Here is a 26,522-nt window from a genome sequence, read left to right as displayed (position 1 = left end):
CCACGCGCAGCTTGCCGGCCTTGTGGTTCTCGATGAAGTCGGGCACCGAGCCCACGCCGGCCGGGATGGTGTTGCCCAGCATGTCGGCCATCATGGGCGCGCTGCCGCGGTAGGGCGCGGCCACCAGGTCCAGCCCGAAGCGCTGGCCGATCACCTGCACCGCGAACTGCGGGGTGGACGCTGGCGCCGGGATGCCCATGGTGGCCTTGCCGCCAGCGGCCTTGACGTCATCCACCCAGGCCTTGAAGTCGCGCGCCGGCGTGCCACCCGAGAGGGCCACCGCGTTGACGAAGGTGGCAAAGCCGGCCACGGGCACAAAGTCCTTGGCCGGGTCGAAGCCCGGGTTCTTCATGGTCAGCGGCAGGATGGAGACGCTGTGGTCGTGGCTGAGGAACAGGGTGTGGCCGTCGGCCGGCGCGGCCTTCAGGGCCTGCGCCGCCAGCTGGCCCCCGGCCCCGGCCTTGTTCTCGACCACCACGCCGCTGCCCAGCTCGCCCTGCAGGCGCTCGGCCAGGATGCGGGCCACGGCGTCGGTGCCGCCACCGGCCGGGAAGCCGACGAGGATGCGGGTCGTGCTCTGGGCCTGTGCCAGGCCCAGACCGGCGACGGCGGACAGGGCGAGCGCGATGCGGCTGGCGCGGGCAACAAAAGAACGGCGGTGCAACGTCATGGGTTCAACTCCTGAGAAAAGAAAAAGGGGTCAGGCCTGGGGCGGTTCGACGACATCGGCCGCGGTGCGGAAGGCTTCGACCGACGCGGGGATGCCGCAGTAGACGGCGGCGTGCAGCAGCACTTCCTGGATCTCTTCCACCGTGGCGCCGTTGTTGAGCGCGCCGCGCACATGGCCTTTGAGCTCGTGCTGCTTGCCCAGCGCGGTCAGCATGGCCACGGTGACCAGGCTGCGGGTCTTGCGGTCCAGGCCGGGGCGCTGCCACACATCGCCCCAGGCGGCGCGCGAGATGTGGTCCTGGATGGGCTGGGTGAACGGCGTGGCGCCGGCCAGCGCGCGGTCCACGAAGGGGTCGCCCATCACCTCGCGGCGCGTGGCCAGGCCACGGTGGTACTGATCGTCCTGCATGTGGTGTTTCCCAAGTGTCAGTGGAGGTTCAAGCCACAAGGATAAGCTGGGCACTTGCACACAACCTGACCGGAGACAAACATGAGCACCCGCTATCCCCTGCCCGACCTGAACACCCTGCCCGACGACCTGAAAACCAAGATCCTGGAGGTGCAGGAGAAGGCGGGTTTCGTGCCGAACGTGTTCCTGGGCCTGGCGCGCCGCCCGGCCGAATGGCGCGCGTTCTTCGCTTACCACGATGCCCTGATGACCCCGGAAACGGTGGGTCGCACCTCGGGCCTGAGCAAGGGCGACCGCGAAATGATCGTGACCGCCACCAGCGCGGTCAACCACTGCCTGTACTGCGTGGTGGCGCACGGCGCCATCCTGCGCATCTACGAAAAGAAGCCGCTGGTGGCCGACCAGGTGGCGGTGAATCACCGCAAGGCCGACATTTCGTCGCGCCAGCGCGCCATGCTCGACTTTGCGATGAAGGTCTGCCAGGCCTCGCACGAGATCGACGACGCCGACTTCGAAGCGCTGGCGGCGCACGGTTTCAGCGACGAAGACGCCTGGGACATCGCCGCCATCACCGCCTTCTTCGGCCTGTCCAACCGCATGGCCAGCTTCAGCGGCATGATGCCCAACCCCGAGTTCTATCTGATGGGGCGGGTGCCGAAACAGAAGTGAGGCCGCCTCGCGCCGATCCGGCCTGGCGCGCACCGGCGCCGGACCGACCGCTCAGTCGACGGAAACGCGCAGCAGCCGGCCACTGCTGCCGTCGGTCAACAGCCACAGGTGGCCATCTGGCCCCTGGCGCACGTCGCGGATGCGCTCGTTCAGGCCCGTGAGCAGGCGCTCGCGCCCCACCACGCGGTGGCCGTCGAGCTGCAGGCGCCACAGCGCCTTGCCGGCCAGCGCCCCCAGGAACAGGCTGCCGTTCCAGTGGGCTGGCGTGCTGCCGGTGAAGAAGGCCATGCCGCTGGGGGCGATCGAGCTCTTGAAGCCCGAGACCCAGGTCGAACCATCGATCATTTCCCAGTGGCTCACCGGCTGCTCCAGGCCGGGTTGGGCGGTGCCCACGCCCACCGGGGTGGTCGTTCCGTACTCCTGCCCGTAGCTGATCACCGGCCAACCGTAGTTGCGCCCAGCCAGGGTCCGGTTGACCTCGTCGCCGCCCTGCGGGCCATGTTCACTGGTCCAGAGCTCGCCCGTGGCGGGGTGCAGCGCAGCGCCCTGCGGGTTGCGATGCCCCAGGCTCCACAGCTCGGGCTGCGCCCCCACGACGCTGGCAAACGGGTTGCCCGCGACGGTGTCCCCGCTGGTGGTGATGCGCACCACCTTGCCGTTGCCGCGCCCCAGGTCCTGCGCATGGCCGCGCTGTTCGACCGACTGGCGATCCCCCAGGGTCACGAAGAGCACCCCGTCCTGCGCGAACACCAGGCGCGAGCCGAAGTGTCCGCTGCTGGCCACCTTGGGGGTCTGCCGGTAGATCACGGTGAACTCACGCAACGCGGGCGTGGAAGCGTCCAGCACGGCCCGCCCCACGGCGGTGCCGTTGAGCGAGGGGTTCGTGGCATCGGCCTCGGAAAAACTCAGGTACACGCGGCGGTTGCTGGCAAACGCCGGGTCCAGCGCCACGTCGAGCAGCCCGCCCTGGCCACCGGTGGCGGTAACCGCAGGCAGGCCCGCCACGCTGCGCACGCTGTTGCCCTCCACGCTGATCCACCACAGCTGCCCCAAGCGCCCCGTGACCAGCATGTCGCCGTCGGGCAAAAAGGCCAGGCCCCAGGGATACTGCAAACCGGTGACCACCGGGGTGGCCGACACCGTGGCGGTGGTGGGGATGAAGGCCGGATCGGCGGGCGCGGACGTCGAGCCGCTGCCGCCGCTGCCGCCGCCGCAGGCCGACAACTGCGCCCAGCCCGCCAGCAACAGCCCCCGCCAGACCAAGCGCCTCAGACCGGAAGACGTCCATCGCGCGTTCATGAGCGCATGCTAGCCGGCGTCGTCCGGCAGCTGTGCAAGCAAATGTGCTCAGCGGCCCAGCAAGGGGGGGTGTCCCGCACCCTCGATGAGCGCCCGGGCCTGGGCCGACATGGGCACCGACTTCTGCTGCGGGAAGTCCACCCAGACGATGGTCGCGCCACCGTTGGCGTACACCGTGGCCGGATCGTCGGTGCGCAGCATCTCGTGGAAGGTGTCGAACGAGGTCTTGCCCATGGTGCCCACGTAGGTGCGCACCAGCACGTCGCCGGGGAATTCGAACTGGCGGATGAAGTTGCAGAAGGCGTTGACGATCACCGGGCCTTCGCCCTTCGGATCGATCGGCATGCCCAGCCCGAAGAACCAGTCCAGGCGCGCGATCTCCATGTAGCGGAAGTAGATCGTGTTGTTGACGTGGCCCATGGCGTCCATGTCGCCCCAGCGGATCGGCACCACGATCTCGTGCACCAGGCGTTTGTCTTCGGGCAGTTCCAGTTTCATCGGATATTCCTCAGGTTTCGCCGCCGGACCGCCTCGAGGCGAAACGCGACCCCTTGGGGGGCAGCGACCCGGGAAGCGATGGAGCGTGGGGGTTCATCTGTGCGCGCGGATCGACGCCAGGATGCCGGCCACGAACAGCACACAGGCGATCAGCTGCGCCGTCTGCGGCCAGTCACCGCTCCAGGCAAACGCGTAGACCAGCGCAAACACGGTTTCGCTCACCACCAGCTGGCCGGCCAGGCTGGTGCTCAGGCGGCGGCTGGCCACGTTCCACAGCACCGAGGCGATCCAGGCCGACCCGATGCCGGTGAAGGCGCACACAAAAACAAAGCGGCCGAAGCCGGGCCGACCGATCAGCTCGGTCCAGCCGGTGCCCCAACCCAGCCAGAGCGCTAGGCCGCCCAGCCCGGCCGCCAGCCCCAGCCAGTTGGCCCAGGCGGTGGACTTGACCTCGGGATGGCGGCGGATCCAGCGGGCGTTGAGCATGCCAAACGCCAGCCAGCTGAGCATGGCGCCCACCGCCAGCAACACGCCGCGCCAGAAGTGGCCCGCACCCGCAACGCTCACCTCGTCTGCGGTGGCGTCCATCATCAGCGCCATGCCGGCGGCGGTCAGCACCAGGCCGGGCAGCAGCGCCGTCCAGCGCAGGTGCTCGGGCTTGCCCAGCAGCATCATCCAGACCGGCAGCGTGCCAATGATGAGCGCGGGCAACGCGGCCCCGGCGTCGGCGATGCCGTAGACCAGCAGCAGGTAATAGCCGGTGTAGCCCAGCACGCTGAGCCCGAGTGCGGCGCGCGCCTGCGCCGCGCTGGGCCACAGGCCGGCGCGTCGGCCGGGGGCGGACCGCAGCGCCTCCCACAGCATCCACCCCAGCGAAAACAGACCGCAAGCGACGAAGCGACCCGCCGTGTAGTCCACCGACGAAAATCCCGGCGCCACCAGCGGGGCCACAAAGGTCGTGCCCCAGAAGGCCCCCGCCCCCAGCCCGGCCGCAATGCCCGAGGCCATGCCCGGCGGCAGGCGACCGGTCGAAACCCCTTCCACCACGTCAACCGACATGCTGTGTCTCATGCCAGCACACACCGTGGAACCGGCTTGGCCGGGCCACGGGTGTGGTCCCCATGGGGAAAAGAAGCGAAGCGGCGCAGGGGGGCCCCATCAGACAGCAAAACCGTCGTCCGCGGCGATGACGGCACCGTTCACGAAATGGCTCTCGTTGCTGGCCAGCATGACCAGGATCGCGTCCAGATCGGCCGGCTGGCCGACGCGCTTGCGCGGCAGCATGTTCACCAGCTTCTGCCCCTGCTCGGTCTGCCAGTGGTGGTGGTTGATTTCGGTGTCGATGTAGCCCGGGCAGATGGCGTTGACGTTGATGCCGTACTTGCCCCACTCCACCGCCATGGCCTTGGTCATCTGCACCACGGCCGCCTTGCTCATGCAGTACACGCCGATCTGCGGCAGCACCTTGAGCCCGGCCATGGACGCGATGTTGATGATGCGCCCGCCCACATAGGTGCCCGGTGCCGCGCCGTTGGCCCGCGCCAGCATGCGCTTGGCCACCTCTTGCGCCACGAAAAACGCGCCCTTGGTGTTGGTGTCGAACACGAAGTCGTAGTCCTCTTCGCTCACGTCCTGCAGGCGCTGGGTGGTGCTGACCCCCGAGTTGTTGACCAGGATGTCGATGGCGCCGACCTCGGTCTCGGCGTGCGCAATGGCCGCCTTGATGGACGCCAGGTCGGTCACGTCCAGCGCCACCACATGGGCGTCGCCGCCTTCGGCTTCGATGTGGGCCCGCAGCGCCATGAGCCGATCGGTCCGGCGGCTGGCCAGCACCACCGCGGCACCGGCTTTGGCCAGGGTCTTGGCAAACTGTTCACCCAGGCCACCGGACGCACCGGTGATCAGGGCCACGCGGCCCGAAAGGTCAAGGCTGTAGGCCATTTAGGGGTGCTCCTCGAAAGTCGTCGTTGGGGTCGCCGCACGGCGAAGGTGACAGAGATTGTGCGCCATCGACCACTAGAATCCGTCACGACCACGACAGGCCCCCTCGGGGCCGAGCACGACCGAGAAAGACCGCAACACCATGAGCCCTGAAGAAATCCTGAGCACCTACGGCCCGCGCGAAGCGATGGAATACGACGTCGTGATCGTCGGCGGCGGCCCTGCCGGCCTGTCCACCGCCATCCGCCTCAAGCAGCTGGCGGCCGACAAAGGCAGCGAGATCAACGTCTGCGTGCTGGAGAAGGGTTCCGAGCCCGGCGCCCACATCCTCTCGGGCGCGGTCATGGACCCGCGCGCCATTACCGAGCTGTTCCCGAACTGGAAAGAACTCGGCGCCCCGCTGAACCAGCCGGTCACCGGCGACGACCTGCTGGTGCTCAGCGAAACCGGTGCGCAGCGCACACCCGACTGGCTGATGCCGCGCAACTTCGACAACCACGGTTGTTACGTCGTCAGCCTGGGTGCCGTCACCAAATGGCTGGGCGAACAGGCCGAGGCCCTGGGCGTGGAAATCTTCCCCGGCTTCTCGGCCGCCGAAGTGCTCTACAACGACGACGGCTCCGTCAAGGGCGTGGCCACCGGCAACCAGGGCGTGGGCAAGGACGGCGAGCCCATGGACAGCTTCCAGATCGGCATGGAGCTGCACGCCAAGTACACCGTGTTCGCCGAGGGCGCGCGTGGCCACCTGGGCAAGCAGCTGATCGCCAAATACAAGCTCGACGAAGGCAAGGACGCACAGACCTTCGCCATCGGCATCAAGGAACTCTGGGAGATCCCGGCCGACAAGGCCAAGCCCGGCCTGGTGGTGCACACGGCCGGCTGGCCGCTGAACGACGACGCTTTCGGCGGTGGTTTCCTCTACCACCTCGAAGGCAACAAGGTCACGCTGGGTTACGTCATCGGCCTGGACTACCAGAACCCCTGGCTCTCCCCGTTCGAGGAGATGCAGCGCTGGAAGACGCACCCGAGCATCAAGGCGCACATCGAAGGCGGCAAGCGCCTGGGCTACGGCGCCCGCGCCCTGAACAACGGCACGCCGCAGGCGCTGCCCAAGACGGTGTTCCCCGGTGGCGCGCTGGTCGGCTGCGACGCAGGCTTCCTGAACGCCGCGCGCATCAAGGGCAGCCACGCGGCGATCAAGAGCGGCATGCTGTGCGCCGAGGCCGCGTTTGAAGCCGTGGCCGCCGGCCGCCAGTCCGACGAGCTCACCGCCTTCGAGACCGGTTTCAAGGCCAGCTGGCTGCACGAAGAACTCTGGACCTACCGCAACTTCAAGAACTGGTTCAAGAAGAGCCCGCTCATGGGCAAGCTCATGACCGGGGTGGAACACTGGTTCCTGCCCAAAGTGGGCGTGAGCGTGCCGCCCTGGACGCTGCACAACACCACCAAGGACCACACCAAGCTGCGCCCGGCGGCCGAGATGCCGCAGATCAGCTACCCCAAGCCCGATGGCGTGATCAGCTTCGACCGGCTCTCCAGCGTGTTCGTCAGCAACACCAACCACGAAGAGCAGCAGCCGGCGCACCTCACGCTCAAGGACGCCACGGTGCCGGTGCGGATCAACCTGGCCAAGTACGCCGGACCCGAGAGCCGCTACTGCCCGGCCGGGGTGTACGAGTTCGTGCAGAAAGACGGACAGGACCAGTTGGTGATCAACGCGCAGAACTGCGTGCACTGCAAGACCTGCGACATCAAGGATCCGACGCAGAACATCGTCTGGGTCACGCCCGAAGGCGGCGGCGGACCGAACTACGCGGGCATGTGATGCCGCTGCGGCTGCATCCGGACCTGGTCGACCGCCTGAACCAACTGGCCGCCGGGCCCCGCCGCCTGCTGGGCGTGGTCGGCCCGCCGGGCGCCGGCAAGTCCACGCTGGCCGCGCTGATGGCCCAGGCCGTTGGCGAGCGGGCACAGGCCGTGCCCATGGACGGCTACCACCTGGCCCAGGTGGAGCTGGAACGCCTGGGACGCGCCCAGCGCAAAGGCGCGCCCGACACCTTCGATGCCGCCGGCTACGCCGCCCTGCTGCGGCGCCTGCGCCAGCAAGGCCCGCACGAGGTGGTTTACGCGCCCGACTTCCGGCGCGAGATCGAAGAACCGGTGGCCGGCGCCCTGCCCGTGTTCGCGCAGAGGCCGCTGGTCATCACCGAAGGCAATTACCTGCTGCTGGACGACGATCCGGCCTGGGCACCCGTGGCCGACCTGCTCGACGAGGTCTGGTACCTGGAGGTGCCGGCCGATCTGCGGCTGGAACGCCTCGCGGCGCGGCACATGCAGTTCGGCCGCAGCCGCACCCAGGCCCTGGCCTGGATCGCCCAGACCGACGAACCCAACGCGCGGCGTATCGAAGCGAGCGCACACCGGGCGCAGCGCCGCGTGGTGTGCGACGAGGCCACCCAGACCTTCCGTTTCCCGGGTTGACGGCCTCACCCGCTGGCCGGGGTTTCACACCCATGACACACGCGCCACGCACAGTGCGCGCTTCGTCGTTGGAGTGAATGATGCTGATCAAGACCGAGAAAGGCCGTGGCGAACTGCGTCCGGGCAACCGGACCCTGGGGCAGCGCGAGCGCGCCCTGCTGTTGCTGGCCGACGGCCAGCAAAGCGAGTCGAAGATGGCCGAGCTGTTCGGGGTCGATGGGCGCCCGCTGCTCGAACGCTTGCTGACCCAGGGCTACCTGGAACGCCGCGGCCCCGCCCGCGAACCCCGCTCCGGCCACCCGGTGCCGCCGCCATCCGCGCCGCCCGGCCAGCACGGCGACGCCTTCACCGGCACCCGCTCGCTGGCCACCGCGCGCATGTTCCTGTTCGACCTGAGCGAACGCCTGTTCGCGCCGCGCGATAAGGCGCTGGCCGGCCGCTACCGCGAGGCCTTGCGCGAGGCACGCGACGCCGACGCCATGCTGGCCGTGGGCCGGGCCCTGATCGCCGACGTGGAGACGCTGGCGGGCAGCGAGCGGGCCGACGGCATCAGCGAACGGCTGGCCAAGCTGCTGCCGGCCGGCCTGCTGGAAAGCGCAGCCTGACACTCGGAAAAGCCGTCGACGCGGTCGATTCCGTTAAACTCGCCGGATCAGGAGAGCGCTCCCCCGTGGAGCCGCCGAAGGCGCAGGCGGTCGTTGCAACGGCCCTGAACGCTCAGGCAAAAGGACTGATGACCATTGGCCGCAAGGCCGGTGTCCCCCACTGGAGAGAGGTGGCCCTTGCGGCCATCCACCGAAGGAGCAAGTGCGGCATCGCCCGCGCGAATCTCTCAGGTAAAGCGGACAGGGGGGCAGCGCACGGATGCACCGTGTTGTCGCCGTGGCCCCGTGCCATGGCATCTGCCCCACCCACGAGAGTCCGCCATGTCCGCGTCCACCGATTCCACCGCCCTGCTCCAGACCCCGCTGAACGCCCTGCACCTTGAGCTGGGCGCACGCATGGTGCCGTTTGCCGGCTACAGCATGCCGGTGCAGTACCCCGCCGGCCTGATGGCCGAGCACCACCACACCCGCACCGCCGCCGGCCTGTTCGACGTCTCGCACATGGGCCAGCTGACGCTGTCGGGCCCGGACGCCGCCGCCGCCTTTGAGTCGCTGATGCCGGTCGACGTGATCGGCCTGGGCGTGAACAAGCAGCGCTACGGCCTGCTGCTGACCGACGAGGGCGGCATCATCGACGACCTGATGTTCGTCAACCGCGGCACCGACATCTTCGTGATCGTCAACGGCGCCTGCAAGCACGGCGACCTGGCCCACATCGTCGAGCGCATCGGCCAACGCTGCACCGTCACCCCGCAATTCGACCGCGCCCTGCTCGCCCTGCAAGGCCCGCAGGCCGTGACCGCGCTGGCCCGCCTGCTGCCCGGCGTGGAACAGCTGGTGTTCATGACCGGCCTGGCCGCCACCTGGAACGGCGCCGACCTGTTCGTCACCCGCAGCGGTTACACCGGCGAAGACGGTTTTGAAATCTCCTTGCCCGCGGCCAGCGCCGAGGCCTTCGCCCGCGCCCTGCTGGCGCAGCCCGAGGTCAAACCCATCGGCCTGGGCGCGCGCAACTCGCTGCGCCTCGAAGCCGGCCTGTGCCTCTACGGCAACGACATCGACACCACGACCACGCCGGTCGAGGCCGCGCTGAACTGGGCGATGCAGAAAGTGCGCCGCAGCGGCGGCGAACGCGCTGGCGGCTTCCCGGGTGCGGCCCGCGTGCTGGCCCAGCTGGACGGCGCCGACGCCCTGACGCGCAAGCGCGTCGGCCTGGTCGCGCTGGAACGCGTGCCGGTGCGCGAGCACGTCGAGCTGCAAAGCCTGGACGGCGTGAAGATCGGCGAAGTCACCAGCGGCCTGCTCGGCCCGACGGCCGACAAGCCGGTCGCCATCGGCTACATCGCGCCCGCCTTCGCCGCCGTTGGCACCCGCGTCAACGCCCTCGTGCGCGGCAAGGCCGTGCCGATGGAAGTCGCGCCCATGCCGTTCGTGCCCAACCGCTATCACAGGGGATGACATGACCGTTCGGCGCGCCACAGCGGACGATGCGACGGCCATGGAGTCATTGCTCCTGGCGGAAGCCCCGCACATCACGCTGTCCACGGACGGCGCGGGTGCTGAGCCGGTCCTCGCCAGCATGCGTGCCGACGCCCTGGCTCGAAACATGGAAAGCGGGCGCTTTTGTTACTGGGTTTTCACGGAACCGACGGACCACGCTCTGCGCGGTTTAATCGGATTGCGCGAAGGCACCCACCTCTACCAACTCTTTGTCCGCAGTGGCTGGCATCGACAAGGTGTCGGTCGAACGCTGTGGCTATACATGCTCAGCGATTGGCCCAGCCAATGGTCGCGGCCCGAACACATCACGGTCAACGCCAGCCCCTACGGTCTGCCCGCTTACAAGGCATTGGGTTTTGTCCCCACAGGTCCGCGCGCAGAAACCAATGGCATCGCATTTGTGCCCATGCGCTGCGTCCTCAATCACCACTGAACATCCCTTTTCACCACCCGGAGCCCACCATGACCACCAAGTACACCGAAGACCACGAATGGATCACCGTTGACGGCGACGTCGCCACCGTCGGCATCACCCACCACGCGCAGGACGCGCTGGGCGACGTGGTGTTCGTCGACCTGCCCGAAGTGGGCAAGAGCTTTGCCCAGAAGGACGTGGCCGGCGTGGTCGAGTCCGTCAAGGCCGCGGCCGACGTCTACATGCCCGTCAGCGGCGAGATCACCGAAGTGAACGAAGCCCTGCGCGACGACCCCTCGCTGGCCAACAGCGACCCGCTGGGCGCCGGGTGGTTCTTCAAGGTCAAGCTGTCGGACGCCGCCCAGGTCGATGCCCTGCTGGACGAAACCGCCTACACCACCTTCTCGGCCAACGCCTGATCCACCCCCTTCCGTTCGGGCTGAGCCTGTCGAAGCCCTTGCACATCTTTGCTGTTCGCTGCCTTTCGACAGGCTCAGGGCGAACGGCCTGTGGAAGTTGCCACCATGCTGATGCCGTCCGTCAAATCCCTGGGTGAACTCGAAAACGCCAGCGAGTTCATCGCCCGCCACATCGGCATCAGCGAAGCCGATGAAACGCTGATGCTGTCGGTCATCGGCGAGGCCTCGCGCCGCGCCCTGATCGACGGCATCGTGCCGCGCAGCATCGCGCGCAGCGCCGCCATGGACCTGCCGCCCGCGACCACCGAGGCCGCGGCGCTGGCCGAGCTCAAGGCCATCGCGGCCAAGAACAAGGTCTTCAGGAGCTTCATCGGCCAGGGCTATTACGGCACGCACACGCCGGGCGTGATCCTGCGCAACATCCTCGAAAACCCCGCCTGGTACACCGCCTACACGCCCTACCAGGCCGAAATTTCGCAGGGCCGCATGGAGGCGCTGGTCAACTTCCAGACCATGGTGACCGACCTGACCGGCATGGCGATCGCCAACGCGTCGATGCTGGACGAAGCCACCGCCGCCGCCGAGGCCATGACGCTCGCCAGGCGCTCGGTCAAAGCCAAGGGCAACACCCTCGTGGTGGCCGGTGACGCGCATCCGCAGACCATCGAAGTCATCCAGACCCGCGCCAAGCCGCTGGGCCTGACCGTCAAGCTGGCGAACTCGGCCGAAGAGTGGAAAGCCGCGCTGGCCGGCGACGACTACTTCGCCGTGCTGGCGCAGTACCCGTCCACCAGCGGCCGCATCGACGACCTGCGCGCCGAGGTGCAGACGGTGCACGGCAAGCAAGCCGCTTTCATCGTCGCGGCCGACCTGCTGGCGCTGACGCTGCTGGTGCCCCCGGGCGAGTTCGACGCCGACATCGTGATCGGCACCACGCAGCGCTTTGGCATGCCGATGGGCGCGGGCGGCCCGCACGCCGCCTACATGGCCTGCCGCGACGAATTCAAGCGTTCCATGCCCGGCCGCCTGGTCGGCGTGAGCGTGGACACGCACGGCAACCCGGCCTACCGCCTGGCGCTGCAGACGCGCGAGCAGCACATCCGCCGCGAGAAGGCCACCTCCAACATCTGCACGGCGCAGGTGCTGCCGGCCGTCGTGGCCAGCATGTACGCCGTCTACCACGGCCCGCAGGGCCTCAAGCGCATCGCCCAGCGCGTGGCCGCCTACACCGCCGTGCTGGCCGCCGGCCTGCAGCAGCTGGGCTGCACGCTGACCAGCGCCACGGCCTTCGACACGCTCACCGTGAAAGCGGCCGACAACGCACAGGCCCAGGCCGTTGTGGCCAAGGCCCTGTCCCGGGGCGCCAACCTGCGCCTGGCCTGGGGCCAGTTCGTGAGCATGTCGCTGGACGAAACCTCCACGCGCGAGGACATCGTCCTGCTGTGGTCGGCGTTCGCGCAGGACGGTCAGGCCCTGCCCTCGTTCGACGCGTTCGAAAAGGGCGTGGAGCCGCTGATCCCCACCGAGCTGCGCCGCACCAGCGCCTACCTCGGCCACCCGGTGTTCAATAGCCACCACTCCGAAACCGGCATGCTGCGCTACATCCGCGCGCTGTCGGACATGGACCTGGCGCTGGACCGCAGCATGATCCCGCTGGGCTCGTGCACCATGAAGCTCAACGCGACCAGCGAGATGATTCCCATCACCTGGCCCGAGTTCGCCGGTGTGCACCCTTTCGCCCCGGCCGACCAGCTCGCCGGCTACCAGGAACTCGATGAGCAGCTGCGCGCCTGGCTGTGCCAGGCCACGGGCTACGCCGGCATCAGCCTGCAGCCCAACGCCGGTTCGCAGGGCGAATACGCCGGCCTGCTCGCCATCCGTGGCTGGCACGCCTCGCGCGGCGAGAGCCACCGCAACATCTGCCTGATCCCCTCGTCGGCCCACGGCACCAACCCCGCGTCGGCGCAAATGGTCGGCCTGCAGGTGGTGGTGACCAAGTGCGACGAGAACGGCAACGTCGACATGGCCGACCTGCAGGCCAAGTGTGAACAGCACAGCGCGAATCTCGCGGCCGTGATGATCACCTACCCCTCGACGCACGGCGTGTTCGAGACCACGGTCAAGGAACTCTGCGCCCTGGTGCACCAGCACGGCGGCCGGGTGTACGTGGACGGCGCCAACATGAACGCGCTGGTCGGCGTGGCGGCGCCGGGCGAGTTCGGCGGCGACGTGAGCCACCTGAACCTGCACAAGACCTTCTGCATCCCGCACGGCGGTGGCGGCCCGGGCGTCGGCCCGGTCTGCGTGGTGGCCGACCTCGTGCCCTTCCTGCCCGGCCACGGCCGCGGTGCCGAGCCGGGGGGTGTCTGCGACACGCCCGCGTCGGCGCACGCCGTGGGCGCGGTCAGCGCCGCGCCGCTGGGCAACGCCGCCGTGCTGCCGATCAGCTGGATGTACATCCGCATGATGGGCGCCGACGGACTCAAGCACGCGACCGAGGCGGCCATCCTCTCGGCCAACTACATCAGCAAGCGCCTGGCCGACCACTACCCCACGCTCTACGCCTCGGCCAACGGCCACGTGGCGCACGAGTGCATCCTGGACCTGCGCGGTCTGAAAGAGACCAGCGGCGTGATGGCCGAAGACGTGGCCAAGCGCCTGATGGACTACGGCTTCCACGCGCCCACGCTGAGCTTCCCGGTGGCCAACACGCTGATGGTCGAGCCCACCGAGAGCGAGACACTGGAAGAACTGGACCGCTTCATCGACGCGATGATCGCCATCCGCGAGGAAGTCCGTCGCGTGGAAAAAGGCGAATGGCCGCAGGACGACAACCCGCTGAAGAACGCGCCGCACACGGCCGACAGCCTGATGAAGGCCGACTGGCCGCACCCCTACGGCCGGGACGTCGGCGCCGCTTCGCAATCGACCCGCGCGCACGCCAAGTACTGGCCGCCCGTGGGCCGCATCGACAACGTCTACGGCGACCGCAACCTGTTCTGCAGCTGCGTGCCGGTCAGCGAACTGGCCTGACCGTTCCGGGGACGCGAACGCCGGTGGGGCCTGCCCTCACCGGCGTTTTTCATTTCTGCGGCAGGCGCCAGCCCGGCAGCTGCCAGTCGAGGGCGATGGCCAGCAGGCGGCTGCCCGTGGCCACGGCGATGCCCGCCAGGCTGGCCAGCTCGGAGCCCAGGCCGAGCCCGCCCAGCCCCAGAAACGCCAGGCTGCCGGCCACGGCGCACAGCGCGTAGGGCCGGTGGTCCTGGTAGACCTTGGGCACCTCGTTGCACAGCACGTCGCGCGCGACGCCGCCCACGATGGCGGTGGTCGCGCCCATCAGCACGCTCACGCCGGGCGACATGCCGGCCGCCACCGCGATGCTGGTGCCGGAGATCGCGAACAGCCCCAGGCCGAAGGCATCGGCTCCGTCCATCAGGCGGCTGCCCGCATCGCGCAGCGCGGCCTTGAGCCACCAGGGCGCGGTGATCACCATGGCGAACACCAGCCAGAGGTAGGCCTCGTGCTCGACCCAGAACAGGGGCCGGCGGTCGAGCAGCAGGTCGCGCACCGTGCCCCCGCCGAAGGCGCTGACGAAGGCGACCGAGAACACCCCCACCACGTCCATGCGTTTGCGCATGGCCTCGATCAGCCCGGACATGGCGAAGGCCACCGTCCCGCCCACCTCGATCGCGATCAGCAGTGCCGTGAGTTTCATGCGGATGCATTCTGGCCGATCCAGCCGGACAGCCACTCGCGCAGGATGCGCAGGGCTGGGGCCTCCTGGCGCTGGCCGAGCGTGACCAGGCCGAAGCTGGCGGTGGCGTCCAGTTTGGAGGCCATGTCCAGCGGCACCAGGCCCTGGGCGGCGGCGTTGGCGGTCAGCACGATGGCGTCGCTGCGGCGCGCGACCTCGACGATGTTCATCGTCTCGTCGCTGCGCAGGGTCACCATGTCGTCCGGGTTGGCCTGCGGTCCGTAGCGGCCGATCAGCAGGCGCGCCACCTCGTCGCTCAGCGGCGTCGACGCCACCGGGTAGGCCAGCACGTCTTCGATGCCCACCGGCCGGCCAAGCTGCATCAGCGGGTGCTCAGGCCGCACCAGGAAGCCGGCCGCCAGTTCGAAGGTCTGCGCGATCTCCAGATCGGCCGCCGGCCGCACCGAGCGCAGGTCCAGCACGGCGGCGTCCAGCCGCTGTTCGCGCAGCGCATCGATCAGCACCGCCGTGTTGCCGCGCGAGATCTGCAGCTGCAGCTTCGGGTGCTGCCCGGCCATGTGCAGCATCAGCGGGGTGGACAGCAGCGCGCCCGGGCCGGAACTCAGGCCGATGCGCAGCGTGCCGATCAGGCCCGCATGCAGTCCTTTGCCGGTCTGCTTGAGCGACTCGGCGTCGGCCACCAGACGCCGGGCGCGCTGCAGCACCTCGGCGCCAAACGGCGTGAGCGCGATGCGCCGCCCCAGCCGGTCGAACAGGCGCCCGCCCAGCTCGTCTTCCAGCGCCTGGATGCTGCGCGTGAGCGCGGGTTGTGTGAGGTACAGGGCCTTGGCCGCCTGCACGAACGCGCCAAGTTCGGCCAGCACCACGAAGTGCCGCAACTGCACCAGCGTCATCCAGAACCTCCAGTCCAATGCATGGATCATTGATGATCAATGCATTGGACTTTAATCCAGTCGCTTCCTAACATGCAACAAAGTTCATGTTTCAGGAGTGTTTTGCATGGATCGCCTCAGTGACGCCGCCGTCGAACAGTTCATCGCCGTGCGCCGCGATATCCACCGCCACCCCGAGCTGGCGTTCAACGAGCGCCGCACGGCCGCCCTGGTCGCCGCCCAGCTGGGCGCCTGGGGCTATGCCGTCACCACCGGCCTGGGCGGCACGGGCGTGGTCGGGCAACTCCAACGCGGCACTTCGAAGCGCCGCATCGGCCTGCGCGCCGACATGGACGCGCTGCCGATCGCCGAGGCCACGGGCGCGGCCTGGGCCAGCTGCGAGCACGGCGTGATGCACGCCTGCGGCCACGACGGCCACACCGCGATGCTGCTGGCCGCCGCCCAGCACCTGGCCACCCAGGGCGATTTCGACGGCACGCTGAATTTGATCTTCCAGCCGGCCGAAGAAGGCGGCGGCGGTGCGCTGAAGATGATGGAGGACGGTCTGTTCCAGCGCTTCCCCTGCGACGCGATCTTCGCGATGCACAACATGCCCGGCTTCCCGCAGGGCCAGCTGGTGTTCCGCAGCGGCCCGACCATGGCCTCGTCCGACTACGCCACCGTCACCCTGCACGGCCACGGCGGCCACGGCGCCATGCCACACAAAGCGACCGACCCGCTGGTGGCCGCCGCGTCCATCGTCATGGCGCTGCAGACCATCGTCTCGCGCAACGTCGACCCGATGCAGCCGGCCGTGGTCACGGTCGGCGCACTCCACGCCGGCCAGGCCAACAACGTGATCCCGGCCGAAGCGACGCTGGAGATCAGCCTGCGCGCGCTGGACCCGCAAGTGCGGCGCGACATGGAGCGGCGCATCCAGGACCTGATCGCGCTGCAGGCGCAGAGCTTCGGCGTGCGCGCCGAGATCGCCTGGCGCCCGGGTTACGCGGTGCTGGTGAACGACGCCGAACAGACCGCCCGCGCGCTGGCGGTGGCACAGCGGCACTTCCCGGCCGGGCAGATCACACCCCAGGGCCCGATGCTGACCGGCAGCGAAGACTTCGCCTTCATGCTCGAACGCGTGCCGGGCAGCTACCTGTTCATCGGCAACGGTGCCGACGGCGAACCCGGCGCCTGCATGGTGCACAACCCGGCCTACGACTTCAACGACCTGAACATCGCCCCCGGCGCGGCCTACTGGATCGCGCTGGTGCAGGACCTGCTTTCCCCCACCCCCTGACCCCTCGATCACCACAACAGGAGACAAACCCATGAACGCACGCATCCGCATCAAGACCCTCATCGCCGGCGCCGCGCTGGCCACCTTGGGCCTGGCCGGCACGGCCATCGCCCAGACCTTCCCCGCCAAACCGGTGACGCTGATGGTCCCCTACCCGGCCGGCGGCATGTCGGACGTGATCGCGCGTTCGGTCAACGTCACCCTGGGCAAGCAGCTGGGCCAGCCGGTGGTGATCGAGAACCTGGGCGGCGCCAGCGGTGCCATCGCCGCGCAGAAAGTGCTCAACGCGCCCAGCGACGGCTACACCGTCTTCCAGGGCTCGCCCAACGAGCTGATCCTCGCGCCCCTGGCCGTCGCGTCCAACAAGGTCAAAAGCGAAGACTTCCGCCTGGTGCAGATGATCGCCACCGCGCAGATCGCCTTCCTGGCCAAGAAGGACCTGCCGGTGGGCAGCGTCGACGAATTCGTCGAGCACGCGCGCAAGGCCGCCAAGGACGGCAAGCCGCTGACCTTCGCCAGCGTCGGCCCCGGTTCGTTCTACCACCTGCTGGGCGAGCACCTGTCCAAGGTCACCGGCATCCCGATGATCCACGTGCCCTACAAAGGCGCCGCCCCCGCCGAGCAGGACCTGATGGCCGGCCAGGTCGATTTCTTCCTGGCGCCCTACGGCAAGAAATACGACGAGATGCACAAGACGGGCCGCATCAAAGTGCTGGCCATGCTCAACAGCGAGCGGCTGGACAGCGTCAAGCAGTACCCCGCGGTCAGCGAGAGCAAGCAACTCAAGGACTTCACGTTCAAGATCTGGACCGGCTACTTCGTCAAGCGCGACACGCCGGAACCGGTCGTGGCGGCACTGCACAAGGCGATCACCGGCACGCTGGGCGACCCGGCCGTGCACGCCGCGCTCGAAGCCAACAGCCAGCTGCTGCCCAAGCCGCAGACCCTGGCCGAGGCCGACAAGGCCTATGCCGACGGCACCCAGCAGTTCCGGAACATTGTCAAAGCCATCGGGCTGCAGGCACAATAAGCGCCTTCTTCCGTCGATCGGGAGAGACCGGCCCCTTCCGAGGCGGCCGGCGCCGAAGGAGCAACCGCCCCGGAAACTCTCAGGCAAAAGGACCGATCGACACGCTTCAAACTCTGAAGAGTGGCCGGGATTCGTCCCCCGGCCCACCGCAGGAGCAAGCCAGTCCACCCATGTCAATGGGGACCGGTGAATCTCTCAGGTCACAAACAGAGGGGGTCATGGCCCGCACACGGTGTGCGGGGCGTGCCCATCCCTGTTTGACGGCTTTGAAAGAGATTCCCATGGCACAGCAACACCTCATCGTCATCGGCGGCGGCATCACCGGCGTCACCAGCGCCTATGCCCTGGCCCGCGAAGGCCACCAGGTCACCCTGATCGAACAACACCGCTACGCCGGCATGGAAACCAGCCATGCCAACGGCGGGCAGCTCTCGGCCTCCAACGCCGAAACCTGGACCCACCCGTCCACCCTGCTCAAAGGCATCAAGTGGATGCTCAAGGCCGACGCACCGCTGCTGGTCAACCCCAAGCCCTCGTGGCACAAGCTGTCCTGGTTCGCTGAATTCGCGGCCGCCATCCCCAAGTACCGCGAGAACACCATCGCCACCGCGAAGCTGGCCATCGCCGCACGCGAACACCTGTTCGGCTGGGCGCAGGCCGAGGGCATTGACTTCGACCTGAAGCAGCAGGGCATCCTGCACATCTACCGCGACAAGGCCGGCTTCGACCACGCGGGTGAGGTCTCCAAGCTGCTGGCCGAAGGCGGCCTGCCGCGCCGCGCCGTGACGCCCGACGAAATGCGCGCCATCGAACCCACGCTGGCCGGCACCTACTACGGCGGCTACTACACCGAGAGCGACAGCACCGGCGACATCCACAAATACACCCACGGTCTGAGCCTGGCCTGCGAGCGCCGCGGCGTGCGTCTGCTGACCGGCCGCGCCGTGGCCCGCGTCAAGAGCGATGGCCGGACCGCCCAGGTCACCCTGTCCGACGGCGAGGTGGTGAGCGCGGATGCTGTGGTGGTCTGCGCCGGCGTGCACAGCCGGGCGCTGGGCGCGCAGCTGGGCGACCGGCTCAACGTCTACCCGGTCAAGGGCTACTCCATCACCGTGATGCTGAACGACGAGCAGAGCCAGGCTGCCGCGCCGCAGGTCAGCCTGCTGGACGACGAGACCAAGCTGGTCACCAGCCGCCTGGGACAGGACCGCTTCCGCGTCGCCGGCACGGCCGAGTTCAACGGCATGAACCTGGACATCCGCGCCGACCGCATCCGCCCGCTGGTGAACTGGGTCAACCAGTGCTTCCCGGGCGTGAGCACGCGCCGCGTCGAGCCCTGGGCCGGCCTGCGCCCCATGATGCCGGACATGCTGCCCCGCGTCGGCCCCGGCCGCCTGCCCAACGTGTTCTACAACACCGGCCACGGCCACCTGGGCTGGACGCTCTCGGCCATCACCGCGCACCAGCTGGCCGGCCACGTCGCCCAGTGGGAAGATGCGCGCTCGGGCCGCGGCGCCGTCCGGCCGGCCCTGGCCTGAACGCCGCAACCCATCCACCACACGGGAGACAGCCATGGCGGTTTCGGCCTTCGACCTGTTCAAGATCGGCATCGGGCCCAGCAGCTCGCACACCGTGGGGCCCATGCGGGCGGCGCGCCTGTTCGCGCACGGGCTGCAGACCGCTGGCCTGCTGCCGGCGGTGGCGCGGGTGCACGGCGGACTCTACGGTTCGCTGGGCGCCACCGGCCGCGGCCACGGCAGCGACAAGGCGGTGCTGCTCGGCCTGTGCGGGCATGAGCCGGAATCGGTGCCGATCGAATCGGTCGAACCCACCATCGCTGCCATCCGGCAGCAGGCGCGCATCGCGCTCATGGGCGTGCACAGCATCGGCTGGAACGACCGCGAAGACCTGACCATGCACCGCCAGCCCCTGCCGCTGCACGCCAACGGCATGCGCCTGACGGCCAGGGACGCGGCCGGCGCAGTGCTGGCCGAGCGCACCTTCTATTCGGTCGGCGGCGGCTTCGTGGTGAGCGAGGAGGTCATGGCCGACGGCCAACGGCAGAAGGTGATCGCACCCGACATCACGCAACTGCCGATCCCGTTTCGCACCGGCGACGAGCTGCTGCAGCGCTGCCGCGCACACGGCCTGAGCATCGCCGGCGTGATGCACGCCAACGAACGCCACTGGCGCAGCGACGATCAGATCCGCGATGGCCTGCTGCGCATCTGGGCCGTGATGCAGGCCTGCGTGCAGCGCGGCTGCGCCACCGACGGCGTGCTGCCCGGCGGCTTCAAGGTGCGCCGCCGCGCGCCCGCGCTGTACCGCGACCTGACCGGCAACCCTGAGAAAGCGCTGACCGACCCGCTGGCCGTGCTCGACTGGGTCAACCTCTACGCGCTCGCGGTCAATGAAGAAAACGCTGCCGGCGGCCGCGTGGTCACCGCGCCGACCAACGGCGCGGCCGGCATCGTGCCCGCCGTGCTGCATTACTACAGGCGCTTCGTGCCCGGCGCGAACGACGACGGCGTGGTCGACTTCCTGCTCACCGCCGCGGCCATCGGCATCCTCTACAAGGAAAACGCCAGCATCAGCGGTGCCGAGGTGGGGTGCCAGGGCGAGGTGGGCGTGGCCTGCTCGATGGCCGCGGCGGCGCTCTGCGCCGTTCTCGGCGGCACACCCGAGCAGGTGGAGAACGCGGCCGAGATCGGCATGGAACACCACCTGGGCCTGACCTGCGACCCGGTCGGCGGCCTGGTGCAGATCCCCTGCATCGAACGCAACGCCATCGCTTCGGTCAAGGCTATCAACGCCGCGCGCATGGCGCTGCGCGGCGACGGCGTGCACCACGTCAGCCTGGACAAGGTCATCAAGACCATGCGCGAGACCGGGGCGGACATGAAGACGAAGTACAAGGAAACGGCGCGCGGCGGGCTGGCGGTCAACATCGTGGAGTGTTGACCCCCCCCCCGCGCCGCCTGCGGCGTCACCCCCCAGGGGGCGATGCCAGCGGCCCGGCAAAGCCGGTTCCACGGCATCCTTGAAGGGGACATCGCGCGCCGACCACTGCGGGGGATTTCTTCTGGGCTAAGCTCCCAGCAAACTCTTTCTCACACGCATGTCCACCTCTTTCCGCGTGCTGAGCCTCATCCCGCCGATGACGCAGCTCAACACGCCCTACCCCTCCACCGCCTACCTCACCGGTTTCCTGCGTTCGCGCGGCATCACGGCGGTGCAGGAAGACCTCGCGCTGGCGCTGGTGCTCCAGCTGTTCACGCCCGCCGGGCTGGAAGCGCTGCGCGGCTGCGCGCTGGCCCAGCCCGAGGCGCTGCGCAGCGCCAGCGTGCACAACTTCCTCGACCAGTTCGAGGCCTACCGCGCCACCATCGGCCCGGTGATTGCCCACCTGCAGGGGCGCGATTCGACCCTGGCCTACCGCATCGCCGCGCGCGGCCTGCTGCCCGAGGGGCCGCGTTTCCTGGCGCTGGACAACTACCAGAGCCTGGACGAAAGCGACGGCAGCGGCGACCCGCTCGCCTGGGCCTTCGGCGCGCTGGGCGTGCAGGACAAGGCGCGCCACCTGGCCACGCTCTACCTCAACGACCTGTCGGACGTGATCCGCGACGCGGCCGACGAACGCTTCGAGTTCGTGCGCTACGCCGAATCCCTGGCCAGCAGCCAGCCCAGCTTCGAGCCGCTGGCCCAGGCGCTGGCCGCGCCCCCCACCCTGGTGGACGATCTGCTGTGCGACCTGACCCTGGCCGCCCTGCAGCGCCACCAGCCCACGCTGGTGCTGCTGTCCGTGCCCTTCCCGGGCGCCATGTACGCGGCGCTGCGCATCGCACAGACCATCAAGGCGCAGAACCCGCACATCCGCATCGGCCTGGGCGGCGGCTTCGTCAACACCGAGCTGCGCGAACTGTCGGACCCGCGCGTGTTCGACTTCGTCGATTACGTGACGCTGGACGCCGGCGAGCGGCCCGTGCTTTCGCTGATCGAACACCTGCACGGCGAGCGTGGCCAGCAGCGCCTGCAGCGCACCTTCCTGCGCGACAACGGTGCCGTGAAGTACGTCAACCTGGCCGAGCCCGACATCCCGTTCGAGGACGTGGGCACGCCCACCTGGGACGGCCTGCCGATCGAGCGTTACCTGAGCCTGCTGGACATGCTCAACCCCATGCACCGGCTCTGGAGCGACGGCCGCTGGAACAAGCTGACGGTGGCCCACGGCTGCTACTGGAAGAAGTGCAGCTTCTGCGACGTGAGCCTGGACTACATCGGCCGCTACGAAACCGCGACCGCCTCGACCCTGGCCGACCGCATCGAAAACATCGTCAAAGAGACCGGCCAGACCGGCTTCCATTTTGTCGACGAGGCCGCACCGCCCAAGGCGCTCAAGGCCCTGGCCGAAGAGCTGATCCGCCGCGACCTGCAGATCAGCTGGTGGGGCAACATCCGCTTTGAAAAAACCTTCACGCCCGAGCTGGCCGAGCTGCTGGCGCAAAGCGGCTGCATCGCCATGAGCGGCGGGCTGGAAGTGGCCAGCGACCGGCTGCTCCAGCTCATGAAAAAAGGCGTGAGCGTCGAACAGGTGGCGCGCGTCACCAAGGGCTTCAGCGACGCCGGCATCCTGGTGCACGCCTACCTGATGTACGGCTTCCCGACCCAGACGCTGCAGGACACCGTCGACGCGCTCGAATACGTGCGCCAGCTGTTCGAGAACGGCTGCATCCAGAGCGGCTTCTTCCACCGTTTCAGCTGCACCGTGCATTCGCCCGTCGGTCTGAACCCGGCCGAATACGGCATCGAGCTGATCCCGCTGCCCAACATCACGTTCGCCAAGAACGACATCGGTTTCACCGACCCCACGCCCATGCCGCCCGGCGTGGACCACAACGCGCTGGGCGAGGGCCTGCGCAAGGCGATCTACAACTACATGCACGGCCTGTGCGTGGAAGACGACGTGCGCCGCTGGTTCGAGCACCTGCCCTGCCCGGTGCCACGGCCCACGGTCAAGCGCGGCAAGATCGGCAAGGCCCTGTCGGCCCACCACTGAACACGGAACGGAGAACGCCCATGAAACTGATCGGCATGCTCGACTCGCCCTATGTGCGCCGGGTCGCCATTTCCCTGCAACTGCTGGGGCTGCCCTTCGAGCACCAGTCGCTGTCGGTGTTCCGCACCTTTGGCGAGTTCAGCCGCACCAACCCGGTGGTCAAGGCCCCGACGCTGGTCTGCGACGACGGCACGGTGCTGATGGATTCGACGCTGATCCTGCAGTACGCCGAGGCGCTGGCCGGGCGCAGCCTGCTGCCCGCCGAACCGCAGGCCCTGGCCCGCTCGCTGCGCACCGTGGGCCTGGCGCTGGCCGCCTGCGAGAAGGCGGTGCAGATCGTCTACGAACGCGGCCTGCGGCCCGCCGACAAGCAGCACGAACCCTGGGTGGCGCGCGTGACCGGGCAACTGCTGGCCGCCTGCGACGGCCTCGAACAGGCGGCGCCGATCATGGACATGGACCAGACCGGCGTGAGCACCGCGGTCGCCTGGGAGTTCATTCAGAAGATGGTGCCGGACGTGGTGCCCGGCGCGCGCTACCCGAACCTGGTGGCGTTTTCAGGGCGCGCTGAAGCGCTGCCCGCCTTCGCGGCGGCCCCCCACGGCGACAGCACCTACCGGGCCTGACACGGCCGACTCAGCCCAGCAGCTCCTGCTGCTCGCAAGCCGGCACGCCGTCCATGACATTCACCCAGGGCAATGCGCTGCGCCGCCACAGCTGCGCGGTCGGCTGGAGCAGCGCACGCTCTTGCAGCACCCCCACACGCACCGTCGCCAGACCTGCACCGTCCGGCGTACCCGCATACATCGGCGTACCGCATTCGGGACAAAAGTACTGCCATCGAACATTGCCACTGTCAGCCGTGCGCGGATAACCCTTGACGGCCCCCTGCACCTGAAGACTTCCAGGCACCACGGGCACCACGACCCGGAACGCGCTGCCGGTGAGCACCTGGCAATCGGTGCAATGGCACACGAACACACGCGACAGCTGAACCTCGGCGGTCAGGCGAACGGCCCGGCAGTGGCAAGCGCCCTGCACCCGCATCGGCCCCGCCGTTGGCTCGGCGGCATTCACGCCGCCTCCGCCGCGATCTGCCGCAGCGCCTGCTCGAACACCTCGGCCGGCTGGCCGCCGGAGATCAGGTGGCGGTCGTTGATGATCACGGCGGGCACCGAGTGGATGCCGTGGCCGGTGAAGAACTGCTCGCGCTCGCGCACTTCTTCGGTGAAGGCGTCGCTGGCCAGCACCGCGGCGGCGCGGGTTTGGTCCAGCCCGACGGCCTTCACGCAGGCCAGCAGCACCGCGTGATCGGCCGGGCTCTCGGCGCGGCCGTGGTAGGCCTCCAGCAGCGCTTTCTTGAGCGCGTGTTGCTGCCCCGGCTGGCCCTCGGCCTCGGCCCAGGTCAGCAGGCGGTGGGCGTCGAAGGTGTTCCAGATGCGCCCGCGGCCACCCGGGTTGAAGCTGAAGCCGGCCGCGGCGCCGCGCTCACGGATGGTCTCGCGGATCTGGGCCTGTTGCTCGGCCGTGCTGCCGTACTTCTTCGCCAGGTGTTCGCCCACGTCTTCGCCCTCGGGCGCCATCTGCAGGTTCAGTTCAAACGGCTGGAAATGCAGCTCGGCCGCAATGTCGGGCTGCACCCGTTCCAGCGCGCGTTCCAGCCCGGCCAAGCCGATGGCGCACCAGGGGCAGGAGACATCGGAGACGAAATCGATCTTGAGGGTCTTGGTCATGGGGCGATGGTAGCGAGCCATGCGCGACAATGCCGAACTGCCCCGCATTGCCCCCGAAAAGCCCCCTTCCGCACTGTTCGCGACTCACCATGACCGACCGTTACGCCGTCATCGGCAACCCCATTGGCCACAGCAAGTCCCCCCTGATCCACGGCGCCTTCGCGCAAGCCACCGGACAGGACATTCAATACACCGCCATCGAAGGCCCGCTGGACGGTTTCCGCGCCACGGTCGAGGCCTTCATCGCCCAGGGTGGCAAAGGCATGAACGTCACCATCCCGTTCAAGCTGCAGGCCTTCGAGATCGCCACCGACCCGATGGAGTCGGCCCGGCTGGCCGGCGCGGTCAACGCGCTCAAGTTCGAGGGCGGCCGCATCTACGCGCAGAACTTCGACGGCCTGGGCCTGGTCAACGACATCCAGCGCAACCTGGGCGTGTCGCTGGCGGGCAAGCGGGTGCTGATCTGCGGTGCCGGCGGCGCCACGCGCGGCGCCATCCTGCCCATCGCGGCGCAGCAGCCCGCCGTGATCGCCATCGCCAACCGCACCGCCGCCAAGGCGCATGGCCTGAAAGCCGACTTCGCGGCCCACACCACCCTGCAAACCGGTGGCTACGACGAGCTGGCCGGCGAGACCTTCGACGTGGTGCTCAACGCCACCTCCACCGGCCTGTCGAAAGACGCGCTGCCGCTGCCCGCGGGCGTGTTCGCGCCCGGTGCCCTGGCCTACGACCTGGTCTACGGCAAGGGCCTGACCACCTTCCTGCAACAGGCGCAGGCCGCCGGCGTCACGCAGCTGGCCGATGGCGTGGGCATGCTGGTCGAGCAGGCGGCCGAGGCCTTCGAGTGGTGGCGCGGCGTGCGCCCGAACACGCAGCCGGTGATCGCCCGCTTCACCATCCCCCTGGTCTGAAACATCGCGCCCCCACGCTCCGCCGCTGCGCGGGTCGCTGCCCCCCAAAGGGGGCTGACCCGCCTTGGGGCGGCCCGGCGGCGGGTCGTTTCTGGTTGAGAACATGACATCCTCTCCCCGTTGGTCACAGGCCGTGCCCCTGCTCGCCGTGCTCGGCTCGGTGGTGGCGCTGGGCCTGGGCACCTCGTTCGCCAAACAGCTGTTCCCGCAGGTCGGTTCGCTGGGCACCACCGCCCTGCGCGTGGGCTTTTCGGCCCTGCTGCTGCTTCTGATCTGGCGCCCCTGGCGCTGGACCACCACGCGCGCAGACCTCAAGAGCCTGGTGCGCTACGGCGTGGCGCTGGGCTGCATGAACCTGATGTTCTACCAGTCGCTCAGGACGATTCCTTTCGGCATCGCGGTGGCCATCGAGTTCAGCGGCCCGCTGGCCGTCGCCTGCTTCACCTCGCGCCAGCGCATCGACTACCTCTGGATCGCCCTGGCCATCGCCGGCCTGGGCCTGCTGCTGCCGCTGGGGCACGACGTGGCCACGATCAACCCTGAGGGGGTGGGTTTCGCGCTGGGTGCGGCGGTGTTCTGGGCCGCCTACATCCTGTTCGGCAAGCGGGTCGGCCACCTGCACGCCGGCCACTCGGTCGCGCTGGGCCTGACCATGGCCGCGATCACGGTCGTGCCCTTCGGCATCTGGCACGCCGGCAGCGCCCTGCTGCAGCCCCATGTGTTGCTGATCGGCCTGGGCGTGGCCGCGGTCTCCAGCGCCATCCCGATCTCGCTGGAAATGGTGGCGCTCAAGCGCCTCACGCCGGGCGCCTTCGGCGTCATGGCCAGCATGGAACCAGCCGTCGCGGCGCTGATGGGCGTGCTGGTGCTCGATGAGCAGCTGACCAGCCTGCAGTGGCTGGCGATCGTGCTGGTGATGTGCGCGGCGGCCGGCAGCGCCGCCACCGCCAAGCCCGAAGCGCACCGCGGCCCGGCGGACGAAATCGTGCAGTGACGGCGC

Annotated in this window: 26 protein-coding genes and 4 riboswitches; of the genes, 16 read left to right on the top strand and 10 right to left on the bottom strand. The window is 68.8% G+C overall.

Going from position 1 to position 26,522, the window contains the following annotated elements; translation table 11 throughout:
• A partial coding sequence (locus RMP09_RS08035; RefSeq protein ID WP_310565454.1) for a tripartite tricarboxylate transporter substrate-binding protein occupies nucleotides 1-670 on the bottom strand: 670 nt, incomplete at its 3' end.
• Between the two features lie 30 nt (nucleotides 671-700).
• The gene (gene pcaC / locus RMP09_RS08030; RefSeq protein ID WP_310565453.1) at nucleotides 701-1,078 is read right to left on the bottom strand and encodes a 4-carboxymuconolactone decarboxylase; all 378 of its coding nucleotides are present in this window, start codon (nucleotides 1,076-1,078) and stop codon (nucleotides 701-703) included.
• 81 nt (nucleotides 1,079-1,159) lie between these two features.
• Between pcaC and RMP09_RS08025 the strand changes: the two genes are divergently transcribed.
• Entirely contained in the window at nucleotides 1,160-1,747 is a 588-nt protein-coding gene (locus tag RMP09_RS08025; protein WP_310565452.1) for a peroxidase-related enzyme, read from the top strand.
• A 51-nt stretch (nucleotides 1,748-1,798) separates the two neighbouring features.
• On the opposite strand, the gene RMP09_RS08020 is transcribed toward RMP09_RS08025, so the two are convergent.
• From RMP09_RS08020 to RMP09_RS08005, 4 genes are all read right to left on the bottom strand, one after another.
• A complete protein-coding gene (locus RMP09_RS08020) occupies nucleotides 1,799-3,046 on the bottom strand; it encodes a PQQ-dependent sugar dehydrogenase (RefSeq protein WP_310565451.1) in 1,248 nt (415 codons plus the stop codon).
• A 48-nt stretch (nucleotides 3,047-3,094) separates the two neighbouring features.
• Nucleotides 3,095-3,544 carry a thioesterase family protein gene (locus RMP09_RS08015; RefSeq protein ID WP_310565450.1) on the bottom strand — a complete coding sequence of 150 codons (450 nt, stop codon included), beginning with the start codon at nucleotides 3,542-3,544 and terminating at the stop codon, nucleotides 3,095-3,097.
• A 93-nt stretch (nucleotides 3,545-3,637) separates the two neighbouring features.
• The gene (locus RMP09_RS08010; RefSeq protein ID WP_310565449.1) at nucleotides 3,638-4,603 is read right to left on the bottom strand and encodes a DMT family transporter; all 966 of its coding nucleotides are present in this window, start codon (nucleotides 4,601-4,603) and stop codon (nucleotides 3,638-3,640) included.
• Nucleotides 4,604-4,702: 99 nt separating this feature from the next.
• The gene (locus tag RMP09_RS08005; protein ID WP_310565448.1) at nucleotides 4,703-5,485 is read right to left on the bottom strand and encodes an SDR family oxidoreductase; all 783 of its coding nucleotides are present in this window, start codon (nucleotides 5,483-5,485) and stop codon (nucleotides 4,703-4,705) included.
• 142 nt (nucleotides 5,486-5,627) lie between these two features.
• Here RMP09_RS08005 and RMP09_RS08000 point away from each other — a divergent pair, with 142 nt between their 5' ends.
• From RMP09_RS08000 to gcvP, 7 genes are all read left to right on the top strand, one after another.
• A complete protein-coding gene (locus RMP09_RS08000; protein WP_310565447.1) occupies nucleotides 5,628-7,310 on the top strand; it encodes an electron transfer flavoprotein-ubiquinone oxidoreductase in 1,683 nt (560 codons plus the stop codon).
• The gene (locus tag RMP09_RS07995) at nucleotides 7,310-7,966 is read left to right on the top strand and encodes a nucleoside/nucleotide kinase family protein (RefSeq protein ID WP_310565446.1); all 657 of its coding nucleotides are present in this window, start codon (nucleotides 7,310-7,312) and stop codon (nucleotides 7,964-7,966) included. The genes RMP09_RS08000 and RMP09_RS07995 overlap by 1 nt, the downstream gene beginning before the upstream one ends.
• 80 nt (nucleotides 7,967-8,046) lie before the next feature.
• On the top strand, nucleotides 8,047-8,571 hold the full coding sequence (locus RMP09_RS07990; protein WP_310565445.1) for a hypothetical protein: 525 nt from the start codon (nucleotides 8,047-8,049) through the stop codon (nucleotides 8,569-8,571).
• A gap of 38 nt (nucleotides 8,572-8,609) precedes the next feature.
• A riboswitch (glycine riboswitch) is annotated at nucleotides 8,610-8,709 on the top strand.
• Between the two features lie 12 nt (nucleotides 8,710-8,721).
• Nucleotides 8,722-8,825, top strand: a riboswitch (glycine riboswitch).
• A 67-nt stretch (nucleotides 8,826-8,892) separates the two neighbouring features.
• Complete coding sequence (gene gcvT / locus RMP09_RS07985; RefSeq protein ID WP_310565444.1) at nucleotides 8,893-10,029, top strand: glycine cleavage system aminomethyltransferase GcvT; 1,137 nt, start codon at nucleotides 8,893-8,895, stop codon at nucleotides 10,027-10,029.
• Nucleotide 10,030: 1 nt separating this feature from the next.
• Nucleotides 10,031-10,504 carry a GNAT family N-acetyltransferase gene (locus RMP09_RS07980; RefSeq protein WP_310565443.1) on the top strand — a complete coding sequence of 158 codons (474 nt, stop codon included), beginning with the start codon at nucleotides 10,031-10,033 and terminating at the stop codon, nucleotides 10,502-10,504.
• Nucleotides 10,505-10,533: 29 nt separating this feature from the next.
• Complete coding sequence (gcvH, locus tag RMP09_RS07975) at nucleotides 10,534-10,905, top strand: glycine cleavage system protein GcvH (protein ID WP_310565442.1); 372 nt, start codon at nucleotides 10,534-10,536, stop codon at nucleotides 10,903-10,905.
• A gap of 105 nt (nucleotides 10,906-11,010) precedes the next feature.
• Complete coding sequence (gcvP, locus tag RMP09_RS07970; RefSeq protein WP_310565441.1) at nucleotides 11,011-13,938, top strand: aminomethyl-transferring glycine dehydrogenase; 2,928 nt, start codon at nucleotides 11,011-11,013, stop codon at nucleotides 13,936-13,938.
• A 49-nt stretch (nucleotides 13,939-13,987) separates the two neighbouring features.
• Here gcvP and RMP09_RS07965 read toward each other — a convergent pair whose 3' ends face one another.
• A complete protein-coding gene (locus tag RMP09_RS07965; protein ID WP_310565440.1) occupies nucleotides 13,988-14,620 on the bottom strand; it encodes a trimeric intracellular cation channel family protein in 633 nt (210 codons plus the stop codon).
• Entirely contained in the window at nucleotides 14,617-15,543 is a 927-nt protein-coding gene (locus tag RMP09_RS07960; RefSeq protein WP_310565439.1) for a LysR family transcriptional regulator, read from the bottom strand. Before RMP09_RS07960 ends, RMP09_RS07965 begins: the two co-directional genes overlap by 4 nt.
• A gap of 76 nt (nucleotides 15,544-15,619) precedes the next feature.
• On the opposite strand from RMP09_RS07960, the gene RMP09_RS07955 reads away from it, so the two are divergent.
• The 6 genes from RMP09_RS07955 to RMP09_RS07930 all read left to right on the top strand — a co-directional run bounded on the left by RMP09_RS07955 (nucleotide 15,620) and on the right by RMP09_RS07930 (nucleotide 23,504).
• Nucleotides 15,620-16,792, top strand: a complete 1,173-nt coding sequence (locus tag RMP09_RS07955; RefSeq protein ID WP_310565438.1) for a M20 aminoacylase family protein — start codon at nucleotides 15,620-15,622, stop codon at nucleotides 16,790-16,792.
• Nucleotides 16,793-16,823: 31 nt separating this feature from the next.
• Entirely contained in the window at nucleotides 16,824-17,822 is a 999-nt protein-coding gene (locus tag RMP09_RS07950; protein WP_310565437.1) for a tripartite tricarboxylate transporter substrate binding protein, read from the top strand.
• Nucleotides 17,823-17,830: 8 nt separating this feature from the next.
• A riboswitch (glycine riboswitch) is annotated at nucleotides 17,831-17,927 on the top strand.
• Nucleotides 17,928-18,042: riboswitch (glycine riboswitch) on the top strand.
• A gap of 61 nt (nucleotides 18,043-18,103) precedes the next feature.
• Entirely contained in the window at nucleotides 18,104-19,360 is a 1,257-nt protein-coding gene (locus RMP09_RS07945) for a D-amino acid dehydrogenase (protein WP_310565436.1), read from the top strand.
• A 34-nt stretch (nucleotides 19,361-19,394) separates the two neighbouring features.
• On the top strand, nucleotides 19,395-20,783 hold the full coding sequence (locus RMP09_RS07940) for an L-serine ammonia-lyase (protein ID WP_310565435.1): 1,389 nt from the start codon (nucleotides 19,395-19,397) through the stop codon (nucleotides 20,781-20,783).
• Between the two features lie 157 nt (nucleotides 20,784-20,940).
• Nucleotides 20,941-22,878: a radical SAM protein gene (locus RMP09_RS07935; protein WP_310565434.1), complete on the top strand. Its 1,938-nt coding sequence runs from the start codon at nucleotides 20,941-20,943 to the stop codon at nucleotides 22,876-22,878.
• A gap of 20 nt (nucleotides 22,879-22,898) precedes the next feature.
• Nucleotides 22,899-23,504, top strand: coding sequence for a glutathione S-transferase (locus RMP09_RS07930; protein WP_310565433.1), 606 nt, complete (start codon nucleotides 22,899-22,901; stop codon nucleotides 23,502-23,504).
• Nucleotides 23,505-23,514: 10 nt separating this feature from the next.
• On the opposite strand, the gene RMP09_RS07925 is transcribed toward RMP09_RS07930, so the two are convergent.
• Both RMP09_RS07925 and RMP09_RS07920 read right to left on the bottom strand, forming a co-directional pair.
• Entirely contained in the window at nucleotides 23,515-23,955 is a 441-nt protein-coding gene (locus tag RMP09_RS07925; protein ID WP_310565432.1) for a GFA family protein, read from the bottom strand.
• The gene (locus RMP09_RS07920; RefSeq protein WP_310565431.1) at nucleotides 23,952-24,611 is read right to left on the bottom strand and encodes a DsbA family oxidoreductase; all 660 of its coding nucleotides are present in this window, start codon (nucleotides 24,609-24,611) and stop codon (nucleotides 23,952-23,954) included. Before RMP09_RS07920 ends, RMP09_RS07925 begins: the two co-directional genes overlap by 4 nt.
• 89 nt (nucleotides 24,612-24,700) lie before the next feature.
• Here RMP09_RS07920 and aroE point away from each other — a divergent pair, with 89 nt between their 5' ends.
• Nucleotides 24,701-25,522 carry a shikimate dehydrogenase gene (aroE, locus tag RMP09_RS07915; RefSeq protein ID WP_310565430.1) on the top strand — a complete coding sequence of 274 codons (822 nt, stop codon included), beginning with the start codon at nucleotides 24,701-24,703 and terminating at the stop codon, nucleotides 25,520-25,522.
• A gap of 103 nt (nucleotides 25,523-25,625) precedes the next feature.
• Nucleotides 25,626-26,516: a DMT family transporter gene (locus RMP09_RS07910; RefSeq protein WP_310565429.1), complete on the top strand. Its 891-nt coding sequence runs from the start codon at nucleotides 25,626-25,628 to the stop codon at nucleotides 26,514-26,516.
• The last annotated feature ends 6 nt before the right edge of the window (nucleotides 26,517-26,522 follow it).

The sequence above is a fragment of the Hydrogenophaga sp. genome (genome assembly GCF_031426985.1).
Taxonomy (GTDB): domain Bacteria; phylum Pseudomonadota; class Gammaproteobacteria; order Burkholderiales; family Burkholderiaceae_C; genus Hydrogenophaga.
The sequence above is the reverse complement of the archived record's forward strand: the minus strand, read 5'-3'. Positions and strand labels throughout refer to the sequence as shown.